30 protein-coding genes and 1 tRNA gene are annotated in these 22,235 nt (G+C 48.4%); 24 read left to right on the top strand and 7 right to left on the bottom strand.

Features of this window, described 5'->3' with window-relative positions; translation table 11 throughout:
- Window positions 1-23: 23 nt before the first annotated feature.
- From M979_RS01780 to folD, 4 genes are all read right to left on the bottom strand, one after another.
- A complete protein-coding gene (locus tag M979_RS01780; protein WP_034456750.1) occupies window positions 24-1,523 on the bottom strand; it encodes a PTS transporter subunit EIIC in 1,500 nt (499 codons plus the stop codon).
- 206 nt (window positions 1,524-1,729) lie between these two features.
- Entirely contained in the window at window positions 1,730-2,257 is a 528-nt protein-coding gene (locus M979_RS01775) for a metal-dependent hydrolase (RefSeq protein ID WP_034456752.1), read from the bottom strand.
- Between the two features lie 89 nt (window positions 2,258-2,346).
- Entirely contained in the window at window positions 2,347-2,559 is a 213-nt protein-coding gene (gene ybcJ / locus M979_RS01770) for a ribosome-associated protein YbcJ (protein ID WP_034456754.1), read from the bottom strand.
- A 1-nt stretch (window position 2,560) separates the two neighbouring features.
- Window positions 2,561-3,427, bottom strand: coding sequence for a bifunctional methylenetetrahydrofolate dehydrogenase/methenyltetrahydrofolate cyclohydrolase FolD (folD, locus tag M979_RS01765; protein ID WP_034456755.1), 867 nt, complete (start codon window positions 3,425-3,427; stop codon window positions 2,561-2,563).
- A 187-nt stretch (window positions 3,428-3,614) separates the two neighbouring features.
- Between folD and M979_RS01760 the strand changes: the two genes are divergently transcribed.
- The 22 genes from M979_RS01760 (at window position 3,615) to M979_RS01655 (ending at window position 19,714) form a co-directional block, all read left to right on the top strand.
- Window positions 3,615-3,691: transfer RNA gene (locus M979_RS01760), tRNA-Arg, on the top strand.
- A 165-nt stretch (window positions 3,692-3,856) separates the two neighbouring features.
- Complete coding sequence (locus M979_RS01755; RefSeq protein ID WP_064553391.1) at window positions 3,857-5,071, top strand: tyrosine-type recombinase/integrase; 1,215 nt, start codon at window positions 3,857-3,859, stop codon at window positions 5,069-5,071.
- A 140-nt stretch (window positions 5,072-5,211) separates the two neighbouring features.
- On the top strand, window positions 5,212-5,979 hold the full coding sequence (locus tag M979_RS01750) for a hypothetical protein (protein ID WP_064553389.1): 768 nt from the start codon (window positions 5,212-5,214) through the stop codon (window positions 5,977-5,979).
- Between the two features lie 247 nt (window positions 5,980-6,226).
- On the top strand, window positions 6,227-6,424 hold the full coding sequence (locus M979_RS01745) for a helix-turn-helix transcriptional regulator (protein WP_064553387.1): 198 nt from the start codon (window positions 6,227-6,229) through the stop codon (window positions 6,422-6,424).
- Window positions 6,424-6,888: a hypothetical protein gene (locus M979_RS01740; RefSeq protein WP_064553385.1), complete on the top strand. Its 465-nt coding sequence runs from the start codon at window positions 6,424-6,426 to the stop codon at window positions 6,886-6,888. The genes M979_RS01745 and M979_RS01740 overlap by 1 nt, the downstream gene beginning before the upstream one ends.
- Window positions 6,889-6,900: 12 nt before the next feature.
- Window positions 6,901-7,743 (top strand): antA/AntB antirepressor family protein, encoded by an 843-nt coding sequence (locus M979_RS01735; protein ID WP_064553382.1) that lies wholly within the window; start codon window positions 6,901-6,903, stop codon window positions 7,741-7,743.
- Window positions 7,736-8,749 (top strand): host cell division inhibitor Icd-like protein, encoded by a 1,014-nt coding sequence (locus M979_RS23980; RefSeq protein WP_074388620.1) that lies wholly within the window; start codon window positions 7,736-7,738, stop codon window positions 8,747-8,749. The genes M979_RS01735 and M979_RS23980 overlap by 8 nt, the downstream gene beginning before the upstream one ends.
- Window positions 8,742-8,948 (top strand): hypothetical protein, encoded by a 207-nt coding sequence (locus tag M979_RS01720; RefSeq protein WP_064553376.1) that lies wholly within the window; start codon window positions 8,742-8,744, stop codon window positions 8,946-8,948. Before M979_RS23980 ends, M979_RS01720 begins: the two co-directional genes overlap by 8 nt.
- Window positions 8,945-9,175: a hypothetical protein gene (locus M979_RS01715; protein ID WP_064553374.1), complete on the top strand. Its 231-nt coding sequence runs from the start codon at window positions 8,945-8,947 to the stop codon at window positions 9,173-9,175. Before M979_RS01720 ends, M979_RS01715 begins: the two co-directional genes overlap by 4 nt.
- Window positions 9,172-9,453 carry a hypothetical protein gene (locus M979_RS01710; RefSeq protein WP_064553372.1) on the top strand — a complete coding sequence of 94 codons (282 nt, stop codon included), beginning with the start codon at window positions 9,172-9,174 and terminating at the stop codon, window positions 9,451-9,453. Before M979_RS01715 ends, M979_RS01710 begins: the two co-directional genes overlap by 4 nt.
- The gene (locus M979_RS01705) at window positions 9,450-10,064 is read left to right on the top strand and encodes a hypothetical protein (RefSeq protein ID WP_083963882.1); all 615 of its coding nucleotides are present in this window, start codon (window positions 9,450-9,452) and stop codon (window positions 10,062-10,064) included. The genes M979_RS01710 and M979_RS01705 overlap by 4 nt, the downstream gene beginning before the upstream one ends.
- Window positions 10,065-10,073: 9 nt before the next feature.
- Window positions 10,074-10,424: a hypothetical protein gene (locus M979_RS01700; protein WP_064553370.1), complete on the top strand. Its 351-nt coding sequence runs from the start codon at window positions 10,074-10,076 to the stop codon at window positions 10,422-10,424.
- Window positions 10,417-12,873 (top strand): toprim domain-containing protein, encoded by a 2,457-nt coding sequence (locus tag M979_RS01695; protein WP_064553368.1) that lies wholly within the window; start codon window positions 10,417-10,419, stop codon window positions 12,871-12,873. The genes M979_RS01700 and M979_RS01695 overlap by 8 nt, the downstream gene beginning before the upstream one ends.
- Before the next feature lie 334 nt (window positions 12,874-13,207).
- Entirely contained in the window at window positions 13,208-13,633 is a 426-nt protein-coding gene (locus M979_RS01690; protein WP_245164625.1) for a hypothetical protein, read from the top strand.
- Window positions 13,630-14,064, top strand: a complete 435-nt coding sequence (locus tag M979_RS01685) for a single-stranded DNA-binding protein (protein ID WP_064553364.1) — start codon at window positions 13,630-13,632, stop codon at window positions 14,062-14,064. Before M979_RS01690 ends, M979_RS01685 begins: the two co-directional genes overlap by 4 nt.
- 16 nt (window positions 14,065-14,080) lie before the next feature.
- Window positions 14,081-14,356 (top strand): PerC family transcriptional regulator, encoded by a 276-nt coding sequence (locus M979_RS01680; protein WP_064553363.1) that lies wholly within the window; start codon window positions 14,081-14,083, stop codon window positions 14,354-14,356.
- Between the two features lie 170 nt (window positions 14,357-14,526).
- Entirely contained in the window at window positions 14,527-14,859 is a 333-nt protein-coding gene (locus M979_RS01675) for a hypothetical protein (RefSeq protein ID WP_064553360.1), read from the top strand.
- A gap of 12 nt (window positions 14,860-14,871) precedes the next feature.
- The gene (locus M979_RS01670) at window positions 14,872-15,231 is read left to right on the top strand and encodes a hypothetical protein (RefSeq protein ID WP_157093194.1); all 360 of its coding nucleotides are present in this window, start codon (window positions 14,872-14,874) and stop codon (window positions 15,229-15,231) included.
- Window positions 15,232-15,399: 168 nt separating this feature from the next.
- Entirely contained in the window at window positions 15,400-15,573 is a 174-nt protein-coding gene (locus M979_RS23490; RefSeq protein ID WP_167350258.1) for a hypothetical protein, read from the top strand.
- Window positions 15,573-15,899, top strand: coding sequence for a hypothetical protein (locus M979_RS01665; RefSeq protein ID WP_064553356.1), 327 nt, complete (start codon window positions 15,573-15,575; stop codon window positions 15,897-15,899). Before M979_RS23490 ends, M979_RS01665 begins: the two co-directional genes overlap by 1 nt.
- 7 nt (window positions 15,900-15,906) lie before the next feature.
- Complete coding sequence (locus M979_RS01660; protein ID WP_064553354.1) at window positions 15,907-18,882, top strand: phage tail tape measure protein; 2,976 nt, start codon at window positions 15,907-15,909, stop codon at window positions 18,880-18,882.
- Between the two features lie 244 nt (window positions 18,883-19,126).
- Window positions 19,127-19,714: a hypothetical protein gene (locus M979_RS01655; protein ID WP_064553352.1), complete on the top strand. Its 588-nt coding sequence runs from the start codon at window positions 19,127-19,129 to the stop codon at window positions 19,712-19,714.
- A 255-nt stretch (window positions 19,715-19,969) separates the two neighbouring features.
- Here M979_RS01655 and M979_RS01650 read toward each other — a convergent pair whose 3' ends face one another.
- From M979_RS01650 to M979_RS22320, 3 genes are all read right to left on the bottom strand, one after another.
- Window positions 19,970-20,236 (bottom strand): hypothetical protein, encoded by a 267-nt coding sequence (locus M979_RS01650; protein ID WP_064553350.1) that lies wholly within the window; start codon window positions 20,234-20,236, stop codon window positions 19,970-19,972.
- A gap of 139 nt (window positions 20,237-20,375) precedes the next feature.
- Window positions 20,376-20,573, bottom strand: a complete 198-nt coding sequence (locus M979_RS01645) for a hypothetical protein (RefSeq protein WP_064553348.1) — start codon at window positions 20,571-20,573, stop codon at window positions 20,376-20,378.
- Window positions 20,574-20,609: 36 nt separating this feature from the next.
- Window positions 20,610-20,864, bottom strand: coding sequence for a hypothetical protein (locus M979_RS22320; protein ID WP_074388619.1), 255 nt, complete (start codon window positions 20,862-20,864; stop codon window positions 20,610-20,612).
- 138 nt (window positions 20,865-21,002) lie between these two features.
- Between M979_RS22320 and M979_RS01640 the strand changes: the two genes are divergently transcribed.
- Both M979_RS01640 and M979_RS01635 read left to right on the top strand, forming a co-directional pair.
- Window positions 21,003-21,188, top strand: coding sequence for a hypothetical protein (locus M979_RS01640; protein WP_064553490.1), 186 nt, complete (start codon window positions 21,003-21,005; stop codon window positions 21,186-21,188).
- A 400-nt stretch (window positions 21,189-21,588) separates the two neighbouring features.
- The coding region (locus M979_RS01635; protein WP_064553346.1) for a ParA family protein at window positions 21,589-22,235 on the top strand (647 nt) is incomplete at its 3' end.

Raw genomic sequence — 22,235 nt, 5'->3', positions numbered from 1 at the left:
CTTCAAAGATATGAATAACTTATCTACTTACCAATCATTGTCGACATCGTCTGGGCAATAAATTGTGCGCGGGCACCAAAGATAACCTGAATCCCCGAATCACCGACAAACACCACGCCGCGAGCACCAAGGCTGTTAAGGCCGTCTTTATCCACATGCTCACTTTTTTCAACTTCCAGACGCAGACGCGTAATGCACGACCCCACGGAGTTAATGTTCTCTGCACCACCCAGCAAGCCGATAATATCGCCAGCAAGTTCGGTGTCGGTTTTATCGTTCGCGTTGGCTGTCACATCTGCACGACCCGGTGTTTTCACATCAAAACGGCGAATCACGTAGCGGAAAGTGAAGTAATAAATCAGCGCCATCGGCACGCCAACAATCACCGCAGACAGGAAGTTGGTTTGATAGCCATTGAACGATGGCAAAATGCCGAAGGAAATATAGTCAATCATCCCCGCCGAGAACGACTTAGCGATATGCGCATGCAGCAGGTACATACACATGTAAGACAGACCAGCCATAATTGCGTTGAATACATACAGGATGGGTGCAACAAAGATAAAGGTAAATTCAACCGGTTCAGTAATGCCTGTCAGGAAACAGGTCAATGCTGCAGAGAACAGAATACCGGAGGCAATTTTCTTATTTTTGGTGTTCGCTTCGTGGTACATCGCCAGACACGCAGCGGGCAATGCAAATAGCATCAGTGGGAATTCACCCTGCATGAATTTGCCTGCGTTATGGTAGCTGTCGCTACTAAAGGATTTCACGCCTTCTTCAAGCATCTTGAACCAGATTGTCTGGTCACCGTGGATAACCTGCCCTGCTGTAGTCGTGTACTCACCAAATGAATACCAGAATGACGGATACCAGATGTGGTGCAGCCCCAAAGGAATTAACGCACGTTCAACCAGGCCGAAGATAAAGGTTGAAAGCGCCTGATTATCACCATTCACAATAACCGACAGCGAATCAATTCCCGACTGGATATATGACCAAATCCATGGCAGTGCCATACCGAGCAGGAAAGATAAAAATGCGGTAGCGATGGCAACAAAGCGTTTACCCGAGAAGAAACCGAGGAACTCAGGGAGCTGCATGGTGTGGAATTTGTTATAGCACCACGCGGCCAGAATGCCGGAAATCAAGCCACCAAACACCCCCATTTGCAACGTCGGAATGCCAACCACCATGGCATATTTCCCGCCTGCTGCCGCCATTTCAGGAGTGATGTGCATCACCGTGCCAATCGTGACGTTAATAATAAATACTGACACCGCCGCCGATAGCGCAGCAATCCCCGATTCAGCCGCTAAACCCACTGCCGAACCAATCGCAAATAGCATCGGCAGGTTATCGAAAATCACCCCCCCCGCGTTCATCATTAACGGTAAATGGAATTTATCGCCGAAGGCCAGTAACAAGCCTGCCGCCGGCAACAAAGAGATAGGCAGCATTAATGCACGGCCTATCATCGACAATTTAGATAACGATTTTGTAATACTGGATAGCAAACTCATAAACAATCCCCCGGTGTTGACGCCGCCTACGCGTTTTAGTTTTTACGCGTTTTTATGCTAGGTAGAACGTTCTAGTAGAACGTTCTACCTATACTGACGAAACGTTTTTTTCTCGGCAACAAAAATATGCGTTGTAGCCATACTGTTATCGAATATTTGAAGTTGAGCAGGTTTTGACCTGCTTTTTTGAAGGGGATTACACTTTATTAACGAAGGTTTTTGCGCATGACAAACAGCAAGAACGCCATCAGCAAACCCGGTAACCAAACCCATTGTAGCTCAGACCAAATCACCGCCTGGCCACGAGGTTCGAGGTAACGCGAGAGCTCAAAAGGTGCGACACGAATCACCTGCCATGGTGCAAAAAATCGTTCATCTGACCACGGCCATAGCCAGCCAACCCCCTTGCCTCCAGTAGTCACCGAGTCCAACAGGCTATGCGAAAGCAGTGACACCGTCAGGAATAACCAGACGCGAACAAAGCCTGCGCGGAACCAACGATAGCCAAACAGACAAAGTAGCGGCACCACAAATGCAAACAACAAAGAGTGCGTGAACCCGCGGTGGCCAAAAGCATTGCCATACGCCACACCAAATTTAAACGCCAGCACATCTGCATCCGGCAACATCGCCAGAATGATCCCGCCTAATAACAGACGTGGAGGAATGATTTTTTTGCCAAGCCCTAATCCTAAACAAATTGGCACGGCAGCATGAGTAATGATCGTTGGCATAGGTTATGAAGATGGATGGGTGAGAAATGCAGAATAGATCAGAATGGGAAAAAAGAAACGGCCCATAGAGGGCCGTTATCGGAGCGTGGTTACGCTTGAACTGTAATGCTCAGACTTTCAAACACAACAGTCTGACCAGCAACAATTTTGCAGCGTTTGCGGGTTTCAACAACACCGTCTACTTTCACCAGCCCTTCGGCAATCACCGCTTTCGCCTGCGCACCGCTTTCACACCAGCCTTCCAGCTTCAGCAGATCGCACAATTCAACGTGTGGGTGTTTACCTAATGAGAAGGTCGCCATATTACTCTCCATCGACATCATGATATTCCTCGCAAGCCTGCAAGGTATTCTGGATAAGAGTGGCGACGGTCATTGGGCCAACGCCACCCGGAACCGGCGTAATATACGAGGCTTTGGCAGCGGCTTCATCATAATTTACGTCGCCCACCACTTTACCGCTCTCCAGACGGTTAATACCCACGTCCACCACAATCGCCCCTTCCTTGATCCACTCACCAGGAATAAAGCCAGGTTTACCAACAGCCACGATCACCAAATCAGCATTTTCAACGTGATGACGAAGGTTTTTGGTAAAGCGGTGAGTCACGGTAGTAGTGCAACCCGCCAACAGCAGTTCCATGCTCATCGGACGGCCAACAATGTTGGATGCGCCAATCACCACAGCGTTCAGGCCGTAAGTATCAATACCGTAACGTTCAAGCAACGTCACGATGCCACGTGGCGTACAAGGGCGCAGACGTGGCGAACGTTGGCACAAGCGACCTACGTTGTATGGGTGGAAACCATCAACATCTTTATCCGGGTCGATACGTTCCAGAACTTTCACGTTATCGATACCTGCAGGCAATGGTAACTGCACCAGGATACCGTCAATTTCTTTATCTGCGTTGAGCGTATCAATCAGCTCCAGCAGCTCTGCTTCGGAAGTGGTGTCAGGCAAATCGTACGAGCGGGAAATAAAGCCCACTTCTTCACATGCCTTACGTTTGCTACCAACATAAATTTGCGAAGCAGGATTCTCGCCAACCAGAACAACCGCAAGTCCTGGAGCACGTTTTCCAGCGGCAATTCGGGCTTTCACTTTTTCAGCAACTTCAAGCCGTACCTGCTGCGCAATCGTTTTACCGTCAATAATCTTTGCTGCCATCAGTCAGATGATTCCGTCTGTAATCGAAAAGGGAGGGGATTGTTTCTATTTTGTCAGAAGCGCGGCCCGCTGTCAGGCATTGTTAAGCCTTTATGCTCAATTGTCGCGCAGGCAGTTCAAAAGCCATTGACTCGTAAGGTACTGACCGTATAATCCGAATCCGCAATGCTTCCGAAAGGAATACAGTGCGCCCTTAGCTCAGTTGGATAGAGCAACGGCCTTCTAAGCCGTAGGTCACAGGTTCGAGCCCTGTAGGGCGTACCATTTTCACTTCTCCTGCCGTCTACTTAAGTCTACAAAACCCCAATAAATCAGCCTACATAGCCATATCTCTGTATCTCAACGTCTACTGGCATCTATTGAAATCTACTACCATGTGGGGGTACATTTGGGGGTAGCTTCCCGTTCAATGAAATGAGATACCCCCAAATGAAACTAAACGCCCGCCAGGTGGACACATCCAAAGGTAAAGAAAAGCCTTACAAGCTCTCTGATGGCGGCGGTCTATACCTGCTGGTGAATCCTAACGGCGCAAAATACTGGCGTTTAAAATACCGCGTTGCAGGAAAAGAGAAGTTACTTGCCGTGGGGGTATATCCAGAAATTACTCTTGCCGAAGCCAGGGCAAAACGCGATGAAGCAAAACGGCTATTAGCTGGTGGCAGCGATCCCGGGCAAGAAAAGAAATCCGAAAAACAGGCAAAGAAAATAAGCATCGATAACACTTTCGAGGCTCTCGCCAGAGAATGGCATGCCTATAAGCATCCGAACTGGTCAAAGGGTTACTCTGAGGATCTGATGGAATCCTTTGAGAAAGACATATTCCCCTTCATAGGCAAGCGCCCTGTAACCGATATTAAGCCACTCGAAGTTCTGGAAGCCTTACGCAAACTCGAGAAGCGCGGGGTCTTAGACAAAATGCGCAAGATTCGCCAGGCATGTAGCCAGACATTTCGATACGCCATTGTTACGGGTCGAGCAGAGAATAACCCCGCCAGTGAGTTAGCCGGCGCACTCGCCATCCAGAAGCACAAACACTACCCACATTTGGTTGCTTCTGAGTTCCCTGAATTTCTGCAATCCCTCGATAAATACTCTGGCAGCCGCATAACTCAAATAGCAACACGGTTACTCATGCTGACAGGTGTGCGCACCATCGAGCTACGCGCAGCAGAGTGGGCGGAATTTGATTTAGACAAAGGACTTTGGGAAGTACCAAAAGAAAGAATGAAAATGCGCCGCCCTCACCTCGTTCCTCTTTCTGAGCAAGTCCTAGAGTTACTACAGCAATTACAGGAAATGACAGGCCGCTTTAAATTTGTATTCCCTGGTCGAAATGACAGTACTAAGCCAATGAGTGAAGCCAGTATTAACCAAGTAATAAAACGTATTGGTTATCACGGTAGAGCAACAGGTCACGGCTTCCGCCATACAATGAGTACCATTCTTCATGAGCAGGGTTACAACACTGCTTGGATTGAAACGCAGCTCGCTCACGTTGATAAGAACTCCATTCGCGGCACGTACAACCATGCCCAGTATCTGGATGGCCGCCGGGAGATGCTTCAGTGGTATGCCGACTATATGGATAGCCTGGAACGAGGCGGTAATGTGGTTCATGGCACATTTGGTAAATTAGCATGACTGGATGGATAGACAGTAAAAAAATACCGGGGTAGACTTCAGTAGACAGATAAAGAATAAGGCTATGTCTAGGGTAGCTCCCGAAAACCGTACCCAACGGCTGGCATAGCTTCCAATATGGGAAATCACGGAGGGGTACCGTGTTTGATATTGAAGCCGAACTTGAAGAGGCTTATGGCAAGTTCATTAGCCTTGCCGAGCTTGCCAGTCTTGTGCAAGGCGGTTCAAGAGCGACATTTTCAACTGTCGCCGAGTGGTTGTTGATGAAATTTAACCAAATGAATGGCGCAGGTCGCTTGCCGCCACTTGTGATTTTTAATCATTTTTCAGAGATTCAGCCGTTCCATCCCGAGGATTGCAAGGAGTTTGATCTCCAAGAGTTAACGCCTCTTCTTCTCAATTTAAAGAAAAACAACTGTCTGCCATATACTCATCCAGCAGAAGGGGAGGAAGGCGAATATTGGGTTTCGGATAGCTTCGTTCGGCTTGGCTTTGAGCGGGAGGAAATTGCAGACTGTTTCAAACCTCAGTTAAAAGCACTGATTCTCGCTGAGGTCAATATAAACGAAAATGAACTGAAGCCAGCTCAATCAACGATGTACATTGATATTGACTCTTCGCTTAGAGGAAAGGATGCGTTGCTGGACATCATCGCAGGGCAGGCCATTGCCATAGGTAAAATCAGTGGTAAACACAGTAGGGCTACGGGAATAAATAAGTCTGCTTTGGTTAGGGATATATTCGCCGCTATAAGCGATTACGGAACAGGAATGTCCGTTGATGATAGGCGGGTTCGCGATCTTATCAGCGAGGCGTTAGCATTTCGAGCCAGTAGGCTAGTAGGTAATGAGCAAATCGTAAACCTTGCAGCAGAGCGCGCTGAGCAGAGCAACCCTTCTGAATTTTAAAGCTTCCTGGGCCGCAAGATTTGATTATTGTGGCCCATCCTTCCAGAATAAATAAAGAAAATTGCCCAGATTTCCAAAACCGGATCAATTAAGTCACTTCACTTCCAAAGTAGTCATTTTTAACTGCAAATAATCATCACTTACTTCCATTAATTTTTACCAATAAAAGTCTCCACTTCCATAAAGTTAAGAGCAGCGATGTTTAAATGTCTCCTGTAGACGCCAATCAATTACAGGAGCAGTCAAAATGTCTAAACGTCTTATGAAAATGCCGGAAGTCATGCACCGCACTGGAAACGGTAAGTCATGGATTTACCGTCTAATATCCCAGGGTCGCTTCCCTAAGCCGATTAAAATTGGCTCACGCTCAATCGCATTCATTGAAAGTGAAGTGGATGAATGGATTAATCAGCGCATCGCTGAATCTCGCGGCGAGGTGGCATAATGAAAAAAGACCGCCCAGAAAATCAGGCGGAATTGTCAGATATTTGCCTTGCTGATATTACGCCTGTCACGGTTATCAAGCCAGTCAGTAAAAACGAATCCTTCGCTACCGTCCTGCTGAAGCAGCCCAATGGCGTCAATGCGCTGGACACTAACGCACGCTCTGTTGATGACTTCGACATGATTGGCTCTGGTGCGAAGTTTTATACCACCTGCCTACATAGCGATGTATCAAAATTCCGCAATCAGCACGGTGTTGAAATTATCGGAGAGAGTGAGCGCTATCAGTCTCGTCATGGCTACTCGTCCCACTTCACCCGATATCGCCTACCGGATCGTATAGCAGCACGTCGCATTGTTACGCTTATTAACCGCTGGCGTATTGAACGTGGAGCGCAACCAATTTCAGAAGATGAAATACAACACCTAATTAACCAGTTCCCGGATAGCCTGAACGCCGCATAACGGAGCCTGAATATGAAACTCGAAAAACGCAGATTAACTTCTGAGGCCTCCCCTCAGCCCGCCACCAGCCTGGGCGGTATTAGCAATAATGACTTTGCTGCCATTGTTCCTGTTATTTCCGGTCAAATTGGCGGGCGTGAAACCAATATTGCGAGCGCGAAAGCGTTACATAAAGCAATGGGCGTAGGGCGTGATTATTCAACGTGGCTTTCCGAGCGCATTAAAGAGTATGAATTTGAACAAGGCGTTGATTACGTGATTTTTGATTCCCCAAATCCGGGGAACCAAAGTACGGAATTTAACCAGTGTAGCGAGAACTGGAAAACGAAGCGTGGTGGTGACCGCCGCAGTAAAGATCATGGTATTTCACTGAGTATGGCTAAAGAGCTGGCGATGGTTGAACGCAATGAACAAGGCCGCGCCGTTCGTCGTTACTTCATCCAGTGCGAGGAAGCGTTAAGCCGCAGCGTACCGGAGATTGCCGCGCAGTACCGCCGTCAGCTTAAAGCCCGTATTGGTGCCGCAAACCTGTTTAAGCCAATGTGTGCCGCACTGGATGCTGCTCGCGCCGAACTGGGTAAACAGACATTGCCTCGCCACTACTCCACTGAAAGCAACATGATCGCCCGCATTGTGCTGGGTGGCCTGACGGCTAAGCAGTGGGCGCAGGTTAACGGTATTGAAGACGAGCCACGCGACAGCATGACAGCCGAGCAGCTTGAGCACCTGACCTATCTGGAAAGCACCAACATCACGCTGATAGACATGGGTATGGACTACCACCCGCGCAAAGCGGAGTTGATACGCCTTTCACAACGTTGGTTGGCAAAGCGCCTAGGGGTTAATCATGCTTAATGCTGATGAGAATAACCTAACTCCAATTCAGGGTATCACCGCAGGGTTTGGCGGTGGGCTAACCATGCTTAATGCCGCCGTCCAGAATAAGGGCTTCTCCCTGGCTGGCCTGTTATCAAATGTTATGGTCCAGGACTCAGCGAAATATTTCGCTCAGTTCCTAACAAATCCTAACGGTAAATCAGCCGAAAGTTTGGCTGATTACCTGTCAAAACCTGACATGCAGAATGCTGTTGCTGGTGGCGTTGAAGGTTTTATTGGGGTCACTACGCGAGGCGCAGACCTGAAATTATCGGGCTTGTTGATAAGCAGCGAAGGTGAATTTTGTCAGTCCATAAAAAAGGGGGATTATTTAACACACCCCCTTTGGTCAGTTGATTATGTGGATCAATCTTCTGTCGTTTCTGCTTTGGCTTGTTTGCGCTGGCGGCGTTTTATTTCGCTTTTTGCTGCTGTAATCAGAAAGCCGGCAGTGCTTTCACCTTCTTCTTTCAGTTTTTCTATTTCTTCCAAATCATCCAGAGGGAGTCGTACAGAAAACTGTATAGAACGATTGTTCTTCCTACCTGTTGCCATTGCTGAAACCTCTTGCTTTAGGTGGTGTTCAGTATACACAGCAAAATTGATAATAAAATACTTGAAGTGGTGTTCACTAGGTTATACATTGGTGGTGTTCACCTTATCCACAGGTAAGGCACAGGAAGTACATAAAACGGCGAAGCCCAGAGGTGCGCTAACACCTTCCGGGCTTCTGACCACCACCGTTATCAGTAGTAACGAGGTAGCTATGTCAAATCGTACCACACCCCATATGGGGCGGGCATCACTCAGCCCGAACAAATTCACCTGGCGTTTTCTCGCTATCAATCGCCATGACAAAAAAGCCAAACCTTGCTGTCTCTCAGTTGAAGCCGAAACCGAGCGAGAAGCTCGCCGCACTCTTGCCCCGCACTTCATTCTGTCACTGGCCGCGCGTCTGCCTGTGCTGGAGGTGTGCAATGCGTAGAACCTACGATTTGCCAGTCAACCCAACGGAACGCACCGGGCAGCTCATCTCACTGGCTGAATTAATGCGTGACGTTCTCGAAAACAATTCAGACAGCCGCGATAAATACCTGGTTGCCCTCGTTGGTCTTTTCGATATCTCCATTCGTGATCTGCATTGTCTGCTGGAAGGCAATCAACTGCCGGAGGTAGCCGTATGAGCCGTGAACTAAACAGACTGGCGTATGAAATGAATAACCTTGCATCTAATGCTCTCTGCTATGCGCAGCAGATTCGCGGAATTGTTCACGCCGATCTTGAGCTTCGAGATAAAGACAATGATGAACAGCGCTGGCGCTTTGACGCGCTGCTGACGCTGGCATGTCTGGCATGTGAGGAACTGGAAAAGGCAACGAGCATGCCTGTGCATGATGAGGTGAAGCCATGAGCGCAGCAAAAGTAAATCCCGTTGAGCAGCATTTCAATGATTACGAGCGCATTCAGTCCGTTATCGGACGGCAACAAATGATTCTCCCTGTTTCACCTGAGAATTCATCCCGCGACAGATTAATGCGCGTAAAAGCCGGTATTCACCATCTGTTAACTGAAGTTGTACCGGGAATTGAAAACCCGAAAGACCGCCAGGAAGTTTATGTGTGGCTGGATGGTATTTATTCGATTTTGCGGATTGAAGAATTCTATGCCCGCAGCGAGGTCCGGACATGAGCAATCTATTGAAGTTTCCGAAAGCAAACTCTGCTCAGGTTTTAAATCACATTGAAGCTACGCCGGATGGTATCCGGCTTGATAGCAAACTTATCGGGTATACGTCCGCTATTCGCCAGCTTGATGAAGGGTATTTCGATTACGCGCTACCTGATGGAATGCGCATCATTGCCGAGGTTCAGGAAGGCGAACTAATGGGCTGGTTTAATCCTTCCGCTGAGCAAATGGCGCTTATCTGGCGCTGGCTGGTGGCCTGTCTGTTTATCCATGAGCAGCAGGATAAGAACGGTGTTGTTCCTGTGGCCAATGAAGAAGGCGGCACAGATTATGGCGTTATCTATGCTGGGGAACATGGCGGCATGTCGATTTATCCCATCACAGAGCGCTGTTCATTAGCGATCCATATCGAGGGTATTGCTCTTGAGAAGTACGGGGCGGTAACAGGCATGGAGCGGGCTATTCAGCTTTATCAGGGCATGGTTGAGCTTAATCCAGACACTGACGCACTGCGTTTGTCTCAGTGGGGGCGTGAAAGCCTCACGATGCTCCATGACGATTTTATCAAGATGCTGAATGCCGAAGGGATTCCAGCCGCACCAGCAGCGCACTAAGGGAACAACATGATCACTAAAAACTTTCGTCTTAATGCGCTGGCTAACCAGTACGCCGCCGCGCTGTATAACCGCATTACCACCACCAGCAATGGCGAGCATTTCATGCTGGATGCTGGCGGTGAACCGGTACGCGTTGAAATTGTTAACGGCATTCAGGGCATACGCCCATTGGTAGATAGTTACTTACTTGAACCACTAAAAGGAATTGGTCCTCTGTGGGAAAACTCATGCATTACCTTGCTGAGTAAATGCGTGAACGGTGCCGAAGTTACGGAAAAAGGCTGGGATATCTGGCAAAGCATGGTCAGTGATATGGGCGCGAGTCTTGCGGATAACGAAGGGGCATTCCATGCGTAATATCGACCTCATCCGCGAAGTGACCAGCGCCGCCGCTAATCAGTGGGATTCTGTCCTGGCTGGCCTGAATATCGATGTTCCTGACTCACCTCGCCATCATGCCCCATGCCCGGCATGCGGGGGTGATGACCGCTTTCGCTTTGATGATAACGGGCGTGGCGCTCACATCTGCAACGTATGCGGCGCAGGTGACGGACTAGACCTGATCAAGAAGGTGAATAACTGCGACACCACAGAGGCCGCGAAGATGGTGGCTGATGTGCTGGGTATTGATTACCGGGCAGCCGAACCCGACAAAGAAGCAGCCAGCCAGAGAAGAAACCAACTGGACACTGAACGCCAGCAACGCGAACAGGTGCGACAGCAGCAGACAGCAACGGAGACGGAGCAACGCCGCAAAACCTTTGCCGATAAATACCAGACACTGGCGGCACAGGCCGCACCAGGTGAAAGCGAATACCTGAAATCAAAAGGGCTGAACGGGTTCCATTATCCGATCCTGCCTGATGGTTCATTGCTGCTGGGGCTGGTAGCTGAGTCCGGCACAGTCACCGCCGCGCAGACGATTACCGCCGATGGGGTTAAACGCCTGTTAGCGGGTTCGGCAAAGCGTGGGGCATACCATGCCGTAAACGCACCAGAAACGCCGCAGACCATTGTGATTGGTGAAGGGCTGGCGACAGTCTTATCCGTTCACCTGATGTTCCCTGACGCGCTGGCAGTAGCAGCAATCGACGCGGGCAACCTGTTACCGGTTGCGGAGCTGATGCGAAAGAAATACCCAGGGGACAAAATTGTCCTCATCGCCGATAACGACCAGCAGGGAGGTGACTCCGAAACTGGAGGCACCAACCTCGGGAAAGAAGCCGCAGAGAAAGCCGCTTTATCCGTGGCTGGCTGGGTATCAGTACCACCGACAGACCATAAAGCCGACTGGAACGACTACCACCAGCAAAACGGGCTGGAAGCCGCTACACAGGCGTTTAATGAATCAATGTACCAACCGCAGGGGAAGTATGTGAAACCAGTGCTACAGGCCATTGAGGGTGGTAAAGCGCCCCGTGTCACCAGCTCCGCCGATATTGCTCAGATGGCTGCAAGTCAGAAAGCAAAACTGCTCTCCAGTCGCTGGGGGAAGTTGGCGGTAAATCCAGATAGCGCATCGGTGTACTGCTACGATTCTGGCGTATGGTCAAAACTGAATGACAGCGAGCTTGAACGCGTCATGGTAACTATTTTTGAAGAGCACGAAGCGCATTACACCGAGAAGGGGATTAAGTCCGTAGTGGCAACCATGAAGCTACAGCTTCCGATTCTTGGTGAGCAGCGTTGTGACCTGATAGGTTTTGAAAATGGTGTTTATGATCTGTCTACGCAGACATTCACCAAACATAGCCCGGAAAACTGGCTGATGAACCACAACGGGATAACCTATACCTCCCCCGCACCCGGCGAGAACCTCAGCACTCACGCCCCGAACTTTACCCGCTGGCTGACACATGCCACCGAGGGCGGCGATCAGAAGGCCGAACGCATTAAAGCAGCATTATTTATGGTGCTGGCAAAGCGTCACGACTGGCAGTTATTCATTGAAGTAACAGGTGAAGGCGGTAGCGGGAAATCAGTCTTCAGTGCCATTGCCACTGCTCTTGCAGGAGAGCACAACACAGCCAGTGGAAGTATGTCCACACTGGATCTTGCCCGTGGACGTGCGCAGTTCGTTGGCAAAAGCCTGATACTGATGCCAGATCAGACCCGCTATGTTGGTGAAGGCGCAGGCATCAAGGCTATTACAGGCGGCGACCCGGTAGAGATAGACGGTAAGTATGAGAAACAATTTACGACCGTGCTTAACGCTGTTGTGCTGGCAACCAACAACGAACCAATGACATTTACCGAGCGTAACGGAGGTATTGCCCGCCGTCGTGTGATATTCCCGTTCAACAACCCGGTATCTGATGCAGGGAAAGACCCAGATTTAACAGCGAAGATCCGCCGTGAAATTCCGGTAATTATTCGTCACCTGCTGGACGCATTTGCCGACCAGAACAAAGCAAAATTATTACTCATCGAGCAGCGTGACTCACTGGAAGCACTGGACGTGAAGCGCGGCACTGATCCGGTCATTGATATGTGCGCAGCGCTTTTTTTCATGGATAAACCGAATGGTCTGATGATGGGCGGTGGAACATGGTCAGGCCAGCCAGAGCCAAGGGCATATCTTTATCACCTATACCTTGCGTTCATTGAGTATCACGGCCTGGGCAAACCGCTGTCGGTCAATAAATTCTCACGCGCTATTAAGTCAGCCGCCAAGGAGTACCGTGCCGCATACCTGACGAGACAGATTAACGGACGAGCGCAAACCAATGTCAGCCTCACCGAGCTTGCGGAGGAGTTCTTACCGCGTGCTTTCGGATGCGCAATTTCCAGCGATGATGATGAGTAATTGTTTACCGGTAGATTTATCCCTACTGCCCTACCAAAATCGCCACAAGCCAGATGTGACAAGGCTTTGAGGTTGGTAGGGATATATATTTCTATGTCTACTTAACCCTACATATCCCTACAAGATTTATTTGTTCCAGTGGGCATTGGTAGGGATAAGTAGGGAATTGGTAGGGATGTGAAGACAGAATCCCTACCATCCAAAGGCCGCGTCGTTACTGGGTTTGTGATGATTTTTAGTGGCTGGTAGGGATGTAGGGCAATGATTGCCTTAAAAGATTTACAAGGGGGGCAGAAATGACCAGGAAAGTAATCAGAAAGGAGGAAGCCTTGTGTTGAAAAAGAAATCAGTGGTGCCAAGAAAATTTATCTCAACTACTGGCAGGCCGATGTTATGCGTTCCAGGTGATCAGCTTGAATACTGTGATAAACATAAATACCCCATATTGGTCGTCTGGAAGCGAACTAAGTATGCAGATGTGACGTGGCTAAATGAGCCGTACCAACGTTCACACGGCTGGCTATGGGCGCAGGAGGATTTCAGACTGGATATTGAGTCCAGGGGGGAAGCCATCTTTCAGCGTTACTCTCTTGGGAAAAAATCTGCCCGTGCTGTTCAGTACAGCATGATGACGCTGTACGAACTGACGATTGTCGACGCAGAGAAAGCGGCTTGTGAACTGTTCGATATGACGTTAGAGATCATCGCAGAATATGAGGCAAGACACGCCGCAGACACACAACAGGTGAACCACGCATGACAGCACAAATTTCAGCATACGGGCGGCTGGTGGCAGATCCCCAGACCCGCACCACAGCGAACGACAAGCAAATGACTATGGCACGGCTGGCGGTATCTCTACCCTGCCATACGGGGCCGAACGGGGAAGCTACTTACTGGCTGGGCGTTGTGGCATTTGGAAAGCAGGCCGAACTGCTGGCAAAGCACCAGAAAGGCGACCTGATAAGCGTTGCCGGCAACATGCAGCTAAACCAGTGGGCAGGACAGGACGGCGTACAGAAGGAGCAACCGCAGGTTATAGCAGACAGCGTAATTAGTGCCAGGACAGCACGTCCCGGTGGTAAGAAAGGCTCACAAGGTCAGGCCGCCAGCGCCCTGAACCATGCCAGCCAGCAGCAGAGTGATGAATTTGACCAGCGCCCACCGTTTGACGATGAAGCGCCGTTCTGACAAAGGAAACAGATATATGGTGAAAGACAGCAAGGCCGAAGAACTGGAAGCAAAAAGGTTATACCGCCGTGCCGCATCACGCTGGCTGGAAGTGCTCGAGCAGTGCGTCAGTGAGAACGACCGGGAGTGGGTGGCTTTACGCCGGGCCAGATGTATTGATCTCTCCAGGCTCCCACCGCAGCAGGCAGAGAACTTTGGCGGCCTAAGCAGAGCAGCAAAAGAGACACAGCACCGCATGGGAATAGCGCAGCCAGGCGGCGAAGCATTCCGGCTATCCGGCAAAAAGAATTAGCCTTATCACCGGCAAAATATTCTGCCGATGGTCTGGGAGCGCTTGCCATTAAGGTTTGGTGTTTCTAGCGATATGTTTTAGCTATTGTTGTGCTGAGTTTTGGTGGTTATGTGTATAGGGAATGATGAGTCCACTGATAAGATAGGGTTTTATCTATAGAGGGGAACGATATGAATAAGTTTATTTTGATTATTGGTCTTATGGTTTCGTTTTGTGCGGCCAGTTCGCAACAGAGTATTCACATTCCAACGGATTCAAAGGCAAGCTACACAGTACTTGAAAAGGGTAATCTTGGCGGGCTCAGGACAATCGTTACCAAGCGGGACGGCTCATCTGGAACTTCTTATTCTCAACGAGCTTACGATTGTTCAAATGGACAAGTAAAGTACCTCGGTACTGGTGATAGTCTTGCTGAAATGAAAGCATCAAAGCCGGACCCAAACCTTTCTCCAATTATTGAGCAGTCGATTGCTTACTATGTCGGCAAAGAAGCCTGTAAATAAGAGAGAAAAGATATGAAAAGATATATGGCCATTGCTTTTCCTTTGATGATGAGTTTCGTCGTCAACGCCCAACCGACGAAAGATCAATATGATGCTCGAGTTAGAGCTGAAATGCTTTTAAAGAACGAGGCAAGCGGGATAGAAAAAATGTCTGCTGAAGATGCTAATGCGTTAAGCCTACAATTAATCACATCAATGAAAGACATTAACAAAGGACAGCTATCAAAGGGCATGAATTGCAAGGAAATCAAGGAGTTTTTCGACGCTTCTGTCGGGAAAAAATTTAAGGGTGAAGGACTGGACGCCTTAATGTACAAGACAAATAAATATCTTGAGGCTGACTGCGCTGTGCAATCAGCGTGGATGAAATAAAGCTACTTTTGTATGAGACCTCACTTCGGTGAGGTTTTTTTTGGCCTATCCATCAATAAAGCTGATCGTTTTGATAAGTGAATTTGTTGCTTATTTAGCAATAATTGGATTCATTTGTTGCTAATTGTGGAATAAAATTAACCTGTATAAATTCACAGGAGATGCGAGATGGCCCAGAATCCAAACTTTAAACCAGTCCTTTTAACTAAAGAACAAATGGAGTCCGTGCGCCGGATTCAGGATGGTTATCGAGCTGAATCACCGCTCAATGTCGCGCCAACACTTAATGCCATTGTGCGTGGGCTGGTGGACAAAGCCTTGCAACAAGTTGAGGTGGCTTAATGGAGCAATTGCAATGTCTGGCTGAGTCCATTGCTGAAACGTATGTGCGTGATCTGCGTCGAAAGACAGGGAGTGATGTTGTTACAGTTGAAGATAAAAGCGGGGTTGTAGAGGTTTCTCAACTGGCTGCTGGCTTGCTGGGCAACGCATTGCTGTTATCTCAGGTTAAGACCGGAAGCACATGTGAGCGCGATGCGTTCTGGATACTGGCGAACCTGATTATTCTGGATGGCCCTGAGTATAGCCTTACCGCCCATGCCACCAGCGCGATAACCAAAATGACAGAAATGTCTCTTCTCAAAACAGCAAATCCGATAATCCACTGAGGTGAGCATGGAAAGTTTAGGTGGTATTTACATTGAGATTTCCGCAGATGTTGAGCCATTACTCTCGGGAGCAAAGGAAGCCAAGGCCGCGCTTGATTCGATTGCCACAAGTGTAAAACCAAGCGACAAGGCTCTTGGTGGTCTTGAGAAAACTGTGGCTGATACTGGCAAATCATTTGATACGATGGCTGGCTACTCAAAGTCGATGGACGGCTCACTTAGAACCCTGAATACAAGTGTGAATGCTATTGCTAAAGCGATGTTAGAAGCCAGGACTAACACGGGCGGCGCAGGTGCAGAATTCAGTCGTGCTGAGGCGATAATTGAGGGATTGGGTAATCAACTGGCAATCCTTGAAGAAGCACAAGAAGGCTCCGCCCGTAGCGCTGCCATTCTTGCCGCCCAACTCCGCGCCGGATCTACTGCTTCTGAAGAAGAGAAAAAGCATATTGGTGAGCTGACAGGCCGACTGTTTGATATGAAGAACAGCACCGACGCCGGGGTAAAAGGCCACACTAACTGGAAGAACAGCATGCAACAAGCTGGCTACCAGGTGCAGGACTTCATTGTTCAGGTTCAAGGTGGGCAATCCGCTCTTGTAGCCTTCTCGCAGCAGGGGTCGCAATTAGCCGGTGCGTTCGGGCCAGGCGGCGCAGTGATTGGCTCTATTATCGCATTAAGTACGGTTGTTGCTGGCACGCTGATTACATCGCTTAACGGCGGCAAGAGCGCCATGGACGCATTGAAAGACTCCATAGAAACAGCGGATAAAGTAATCACTATTTCTCAGAATGGCGTAAGTGCTCTCTCCAATGAATATGCGGCCCTTGCGAAAAATAATATTCGTGCTGCTTCATTGATGATTCAACTAGCCGAGGCTGAACTACAGTCTGCGATGGCGAAGGTATCCACTGAAGTACAAAAGGCATCAAAGGACTTTGTGACCTTTGGTGATTCGCTTGTGTCGTCACTTGGTGGCAGCTATGCGAGCGTTAAGCTTTTCAATGATTATCTGTCTACGCTTAGCATCACCACAAATGACTGGGGCGAGGCAATGAAGCAGGCGGCCGCATCAGGGCGAGATGGTCAAACAACCATGCAGTCCATGATTGCCACAGTTGGTGCGCTGGCAAGCAAGTTTGATATATCAGACCAGAAAGCATATGAATTCGCAAAACAGCTTTCTGATATTGCCAAAACGCCATCAAAGGATAAGTTGAACGATCTCCTTGCCACTTTGGTGGATGTTAGCAAGGGGCACTCAAAAGGAGCCGCTGTAGCTCAAGAATATGCAGATAAAATTGGGACAATAATTAAATCCGCCTCCTCGGCAGAGGATCGTCTCAGGGCTCTTCGCAATATCACCGATGAACTTACATCCAGCCAGGATAAAGCCATTAAAATTGCCCAGCAGGAATTGTTTATCGCTAAACAAACTGGTGATGCAAGGAATAAGGCTCAGGCGTGGCGAGATGCTGAAACGCAGGGGCTAAAAGAAGGCACTCAGGCTTTCCGGGATTATTACAACGTTAAACTGGCGATTTACCGACAAAACGAGCAGAACGCCAAATCCACAAAAGAAAACAACAAAGCTACAAGCCAGGAAGCGTCTCAGGCTGAACGTAACGCCAGAGTTCTGGAAGAATACCGCCAGAAAGCACAGCTCACCGCTGATTCAACCAGCGACCTCTCACGCGAACAGGCGATACTGGCAGCAACTCAAAAGCTGGCAAACCCAACACCTCAGATGGTTGCTCAGGTCGAGCGTGACGCAGCCGCAGCCTGGGATAAAGCAGCAGCCCTTAAAGCTCAAAATGCGGTACCTGAGCTGAAGGAGAATGCCGATTACAACTCACAGAAAGCGGCGCTTGAAAGCCTGAAGGGACAGACTGACGCCAACGGGCAATTACTTCTCTCTCAAGAGCAGTACAGCCGAGAATCTGAGCGCATCGAGCAGGAGCATCAGGCTAACCTTGCCAAAATAAAAGCCGGTCAGGTTGTCACTCCGCAGCAACAAGCTGTGGGCAGCGTTGACCCGGTTCAACAACTAGCTAACGAAAATGCCCAGAAGCTTGCACTAATCCAGCAGTTTGAAACCAACAAAACTCTGACCGAACAGCAAGCCCTGGCACTTCGGAATGCGGCCAACACTCAATATGAGAAAGCGCGTACAGATGCGCAATGGGAGATTTACCGCAACCAGAGCACTGTAAACGAGTTGATGGCATCGGCTATTGATGGCTTCTCAAGTCAGGCGGCCAGTTCGCTCACGGGCTATATCAATGGCACCCAGACAGCAGCGGAAGCAACAGAGAACCTCGGTAATGCCATTCTCAATAGCGTCATACAGTCGCTTGTCGAAGTAGGCATTCAGTACCTTAAAAACGCAGCAATGGCGATGTTAGCTGACAAGATGGCATCCAGTTCATCACAGCAATCAGCCGCTGCCACCGCAACTGCATGGGCGCCTGCTGCCGCTGCCGCATCTATCGCAACGTTTGGTGGCGCCGCTGTAGCTGGTATTGCCGGAATGGTCGCCGCCTTTGCCATTGGTGCTGCTTTGGCTGGCAAGCGTAAGAATGGTGGCCCAGTAACTGCTGGTGGCATGTATGAGTTTGGTGAGGGCAACTTGCCAGAAGTGTTCCAGTCTGGCGGCAAGAACTACATGCTGCCCGGTAACAATGGGCGAGTAATCAGCAATAAAGACTTGTCGCAGGGCATACCTAAAGCCAGTACCGGCAGCAATTACCTTAAATCATCAGGTTCTTCATCAGAGAGACCCGCTCAAGTACAAGGTGGCGGCAGCCCTACAGTTATCATTCACAATTACGCCTCATCAGCTCAGGTTCAGGATTATCAGATGTCCAAAGGCCCGGATGGAAGAGATGTGCTTGAATTTGCTATTGCTGACATAAACAGTGGAGGCCCTCTTAGCCGGGCGATATCAACCAACCATCAGGCTCCCCGCAAGGCGCTGGAGTAATTCCAGACCACCAGCAAGTAAGCGTTATTAACGGGATTGGGCTGAGATTCAGTCCCGTTTTAAATAGGTAACTGTGCGAAAGATTTACGCAGTAAAAAAACATGGTAAAAACCAGCCTGTAACCCGCGCCAGTTCCGGGATTAACGCTAAAAGAACGCAGTAACCATCGACAATAAACTCATATTATTTCGTATTCATTTTTCGCGGCGGTGCGAACTATCGACGATATGCCCTGGAGTCATCAATGAGAGACAGAACGCGCAGCTACACAACGGATTTGCCCCGTATCGGTCTGCCATTCCTGGTTAATATGCGTCGCCGCCTGACTGAGCTCTCACCCGGTATGCAGATTTCCTGCACAACTGAGAGTGGGGTTCTGTACACATCCCGCCACGCAGATGGTTATGCCATGACAATCAACGGTGTTACGCGGGTAATCAGAACCACCATCACACAAGCTGGCTATGGCATTCGGCAATGGTATGCTTGCCCGCACTGTGTGAAGCGGGTAGCGAAGCTGTATATCGGGCGAAAAGATATCGCATGCCGGGAGTGCTGGAAACTCCACTACAAAAGCCAGAGCGGAGACAAGCTAGACCGAATGCGCATGAGCATACGTCGCCAGCGATACGCCATATGGGGAAATAACGATCTCACCAATAACCTGTTTAACCGCCCGAATTTATTCCCCAAGCCAAAGGGGATGCGCTGGGAAACCTTTAACAGGAGGTTAGCCAGGCTTATGCAGTATGAGCTTGCCTACTGGCGGGCATTCAGTCCGGTTGTAGAGCGCATAACAGGTGCTCTCAAGAGAAAGGTAAGCCTTATCTGAGAGGGTTTATAGCGGGCGCGTGGTACGCAGTGGGTTTTGTACTGTTTGATACGGTTTGAGATAGCTGATTACATCGCAACCCTTGCCAGCAGCGGACTGAGTACATAATCAGAAAATTCCCTGTCAAAATTTATAGTACTTAGTGCGCAGATCGGTACGCAGCGAAACTGTGCATTTTGGCTGCGTACCGGTGAATGAAAAAGAACTTATCAGTTGGCTAGATTGCGGTTAGCCACCCCAATAGATGGAAGTGGATTAGCTAGGCAAATGAAATGTCGATTCTATCAACGGGTATGGATATCCTGGTTTAGCGGTCATGATGCTATCGGCAAGAACAATACATCCCTCGCGGTGTAGGCTTTTTACAGCATCATGGAGAACTTTTTCAGTTACTCGTTCACCAAGCAGGTGCTTGGCGAACATAGTGCGAGTTAAGTGCTGCGGATCTTCGTTCTTGAGTTCGCGGAGGAGTTCCATGATGACGGTTTTTAATTCTTCAACGGTAAAATCAAGTTGCTTCATTTATTAATTTCCATACGAAGGTTTGAACACTGAATCCGCGTATTTAGCTCCATGTTAAATAAGTTTTGCAAATCTTTTTACCATCTCACGATTCCTAACGCTCAAATTTCACAAAACGAGAAATAAAAACCGCGCAGTGTTAACCGCGTATTGCCGTTTTGATAGCGTCAAAGACGAAGATTAAAAATGCTACCAGCAACAGAATGGCACCAACCGGCATCAGAGCAGAGTCGTGAACGATGTTATTGGCATCAATGGTTGAGTCGGCCACGCTAAGTGAAACCACGCCAGCAATGGCAACAACAATCCAGATAATACGGCGCTTAGGTAATCTCATGAAGTCACTCCCTTGCAAAATAGTTGCGTAATGAAGTTAGCTTACATGACTGCGTAGCATCATGCAGAATGGGCAAGAACAACCTGGTACAGGTGATGCGTTACACATGCCAAGGACGGTGCTCTGTGGGTTCATGCCGTGCTTGCTGTAGAAGCTACCCAGAATTTTGCTCTCAAGGGTGCTGATGCTTGAAGTTGGCGAAGTTTCGGGGATGCTGGGTTGTGATTTAAATGCCAGGCAGCTGAACGATGTTGCTGCCAGCGATACAGCCAAAATGCTATGCACTTTCATAAATGCTCCCGGATGGCTTATTGTTATATAATAACATTATGCCCCTTTGTACGTTATGAATAGAATAATTCACATCTGACCAGTTGATGATCTTCGGTTGTGAATACAATGCTGCCAGCACAGATAGAGCGAGAAACCATGACGCAAAGCGAGATAGAATTACTCACCATTGCCAAGCTGGAGCATGAAGGCCGCCAACTCACCCTGGCAGACCAGCGGGAGATACGCCGTTCAATACAGAGCGGCATTGCGCATCGCGCCAGGTTTCGCAGCATGATGACCAGCCCGGATTACCAGTGGAAGAAGCCGCAGCGATTGAGATAGTTCCACTGTGAATCGTACCTAACACTAGAATTATGGTTAAACAGAGGGTTACGAACAGAGCAACTGATATTTACCCTGTTGCTGAATAGCCAGCCAGTGCAGGAATTGCGTCTAAACGAGCGGTTATCACTCATCGAAAGTGAGGATGGTTAAATAGATCAATGAGTTAGTGATTTATCAATCCATATCCGCGCATTCGATGGCGTTAGAGGGCTATGCTGGTGATAGCTAAATAGAATTGCCAAGCCGTAGCGTAATCCAGAGTTTCCGACACTCGCAATAAATTCATATATATCCATTCCCCATAAAGTAAACCCGCTATAGAGCTATGTATGAAAAAACAGTAGTGTAAATTTATTTTGTATCTGTAAGATAAGCGCACGGTCTTTTGGGGGTATCTATGACAGCACCTGTTATAAGCTTTATAAATATGAAAGGGGGAGTTGGAAAGACTACTCTGTGCATTAGTACTGGCGATTATTTAGCCAGTTACAAAGGTAAAAAAGTACTCATCATAGATATTGATCCTCAGTTCAATGCTACTCAGTCTTTTATGGGGAAACTCGATAAAATTGATGAATACCTATCTCTTGTTAAAGAAAGAAAAACAATAAAAAAATTATTTGAGGTTAATGAATCTATTTATGAGGAGGATCATGTATTAACAAAAGAAGATGTTATTTATAATGTTCAGCCAAACTTGGATATTATACCCGGCGATATAAATATCATGTTTGAGCATAATACTGTAGATAATACTAGATTAATTAGAGTTAGGAACTTTATAGAGGATCAAAAACTTAAAGATATATATGATTATATTTTCATTGATTGCCCGCCGACTATTTCAATGTATACAGAAGCATCCATCATGGCATCAACGCACTACATAATGCCAATGAAGATAGATCAATACTCAGTACTCGGAACCAGTAATTTACTATCCATAGTAAATAAGCTTTCAAGAGACCAACGCTTAACGATAAAACCTTTAGGTGTCATTTATACAGATACTGGAAAAAAATTAACCAAAAAAACAAGAGATAT

It is taken from the genome of Buttiauxella noackiae ATCC 51607 (assembly GCF_001654865.1).
GTDB classification, from domain to species: domain Bacteria; phylum Pseudomonadota; class Gammaproteobacteria; order Enterobacterales; family Enterobacteriaceae; genus Buttiauxella; species Buttiauxella noackiae.
The sequence above is the reverse complement of the archived record's forward strand: the minus strand, read 5'-3'. Positions and strand labels throughout refer to the sequence as shown.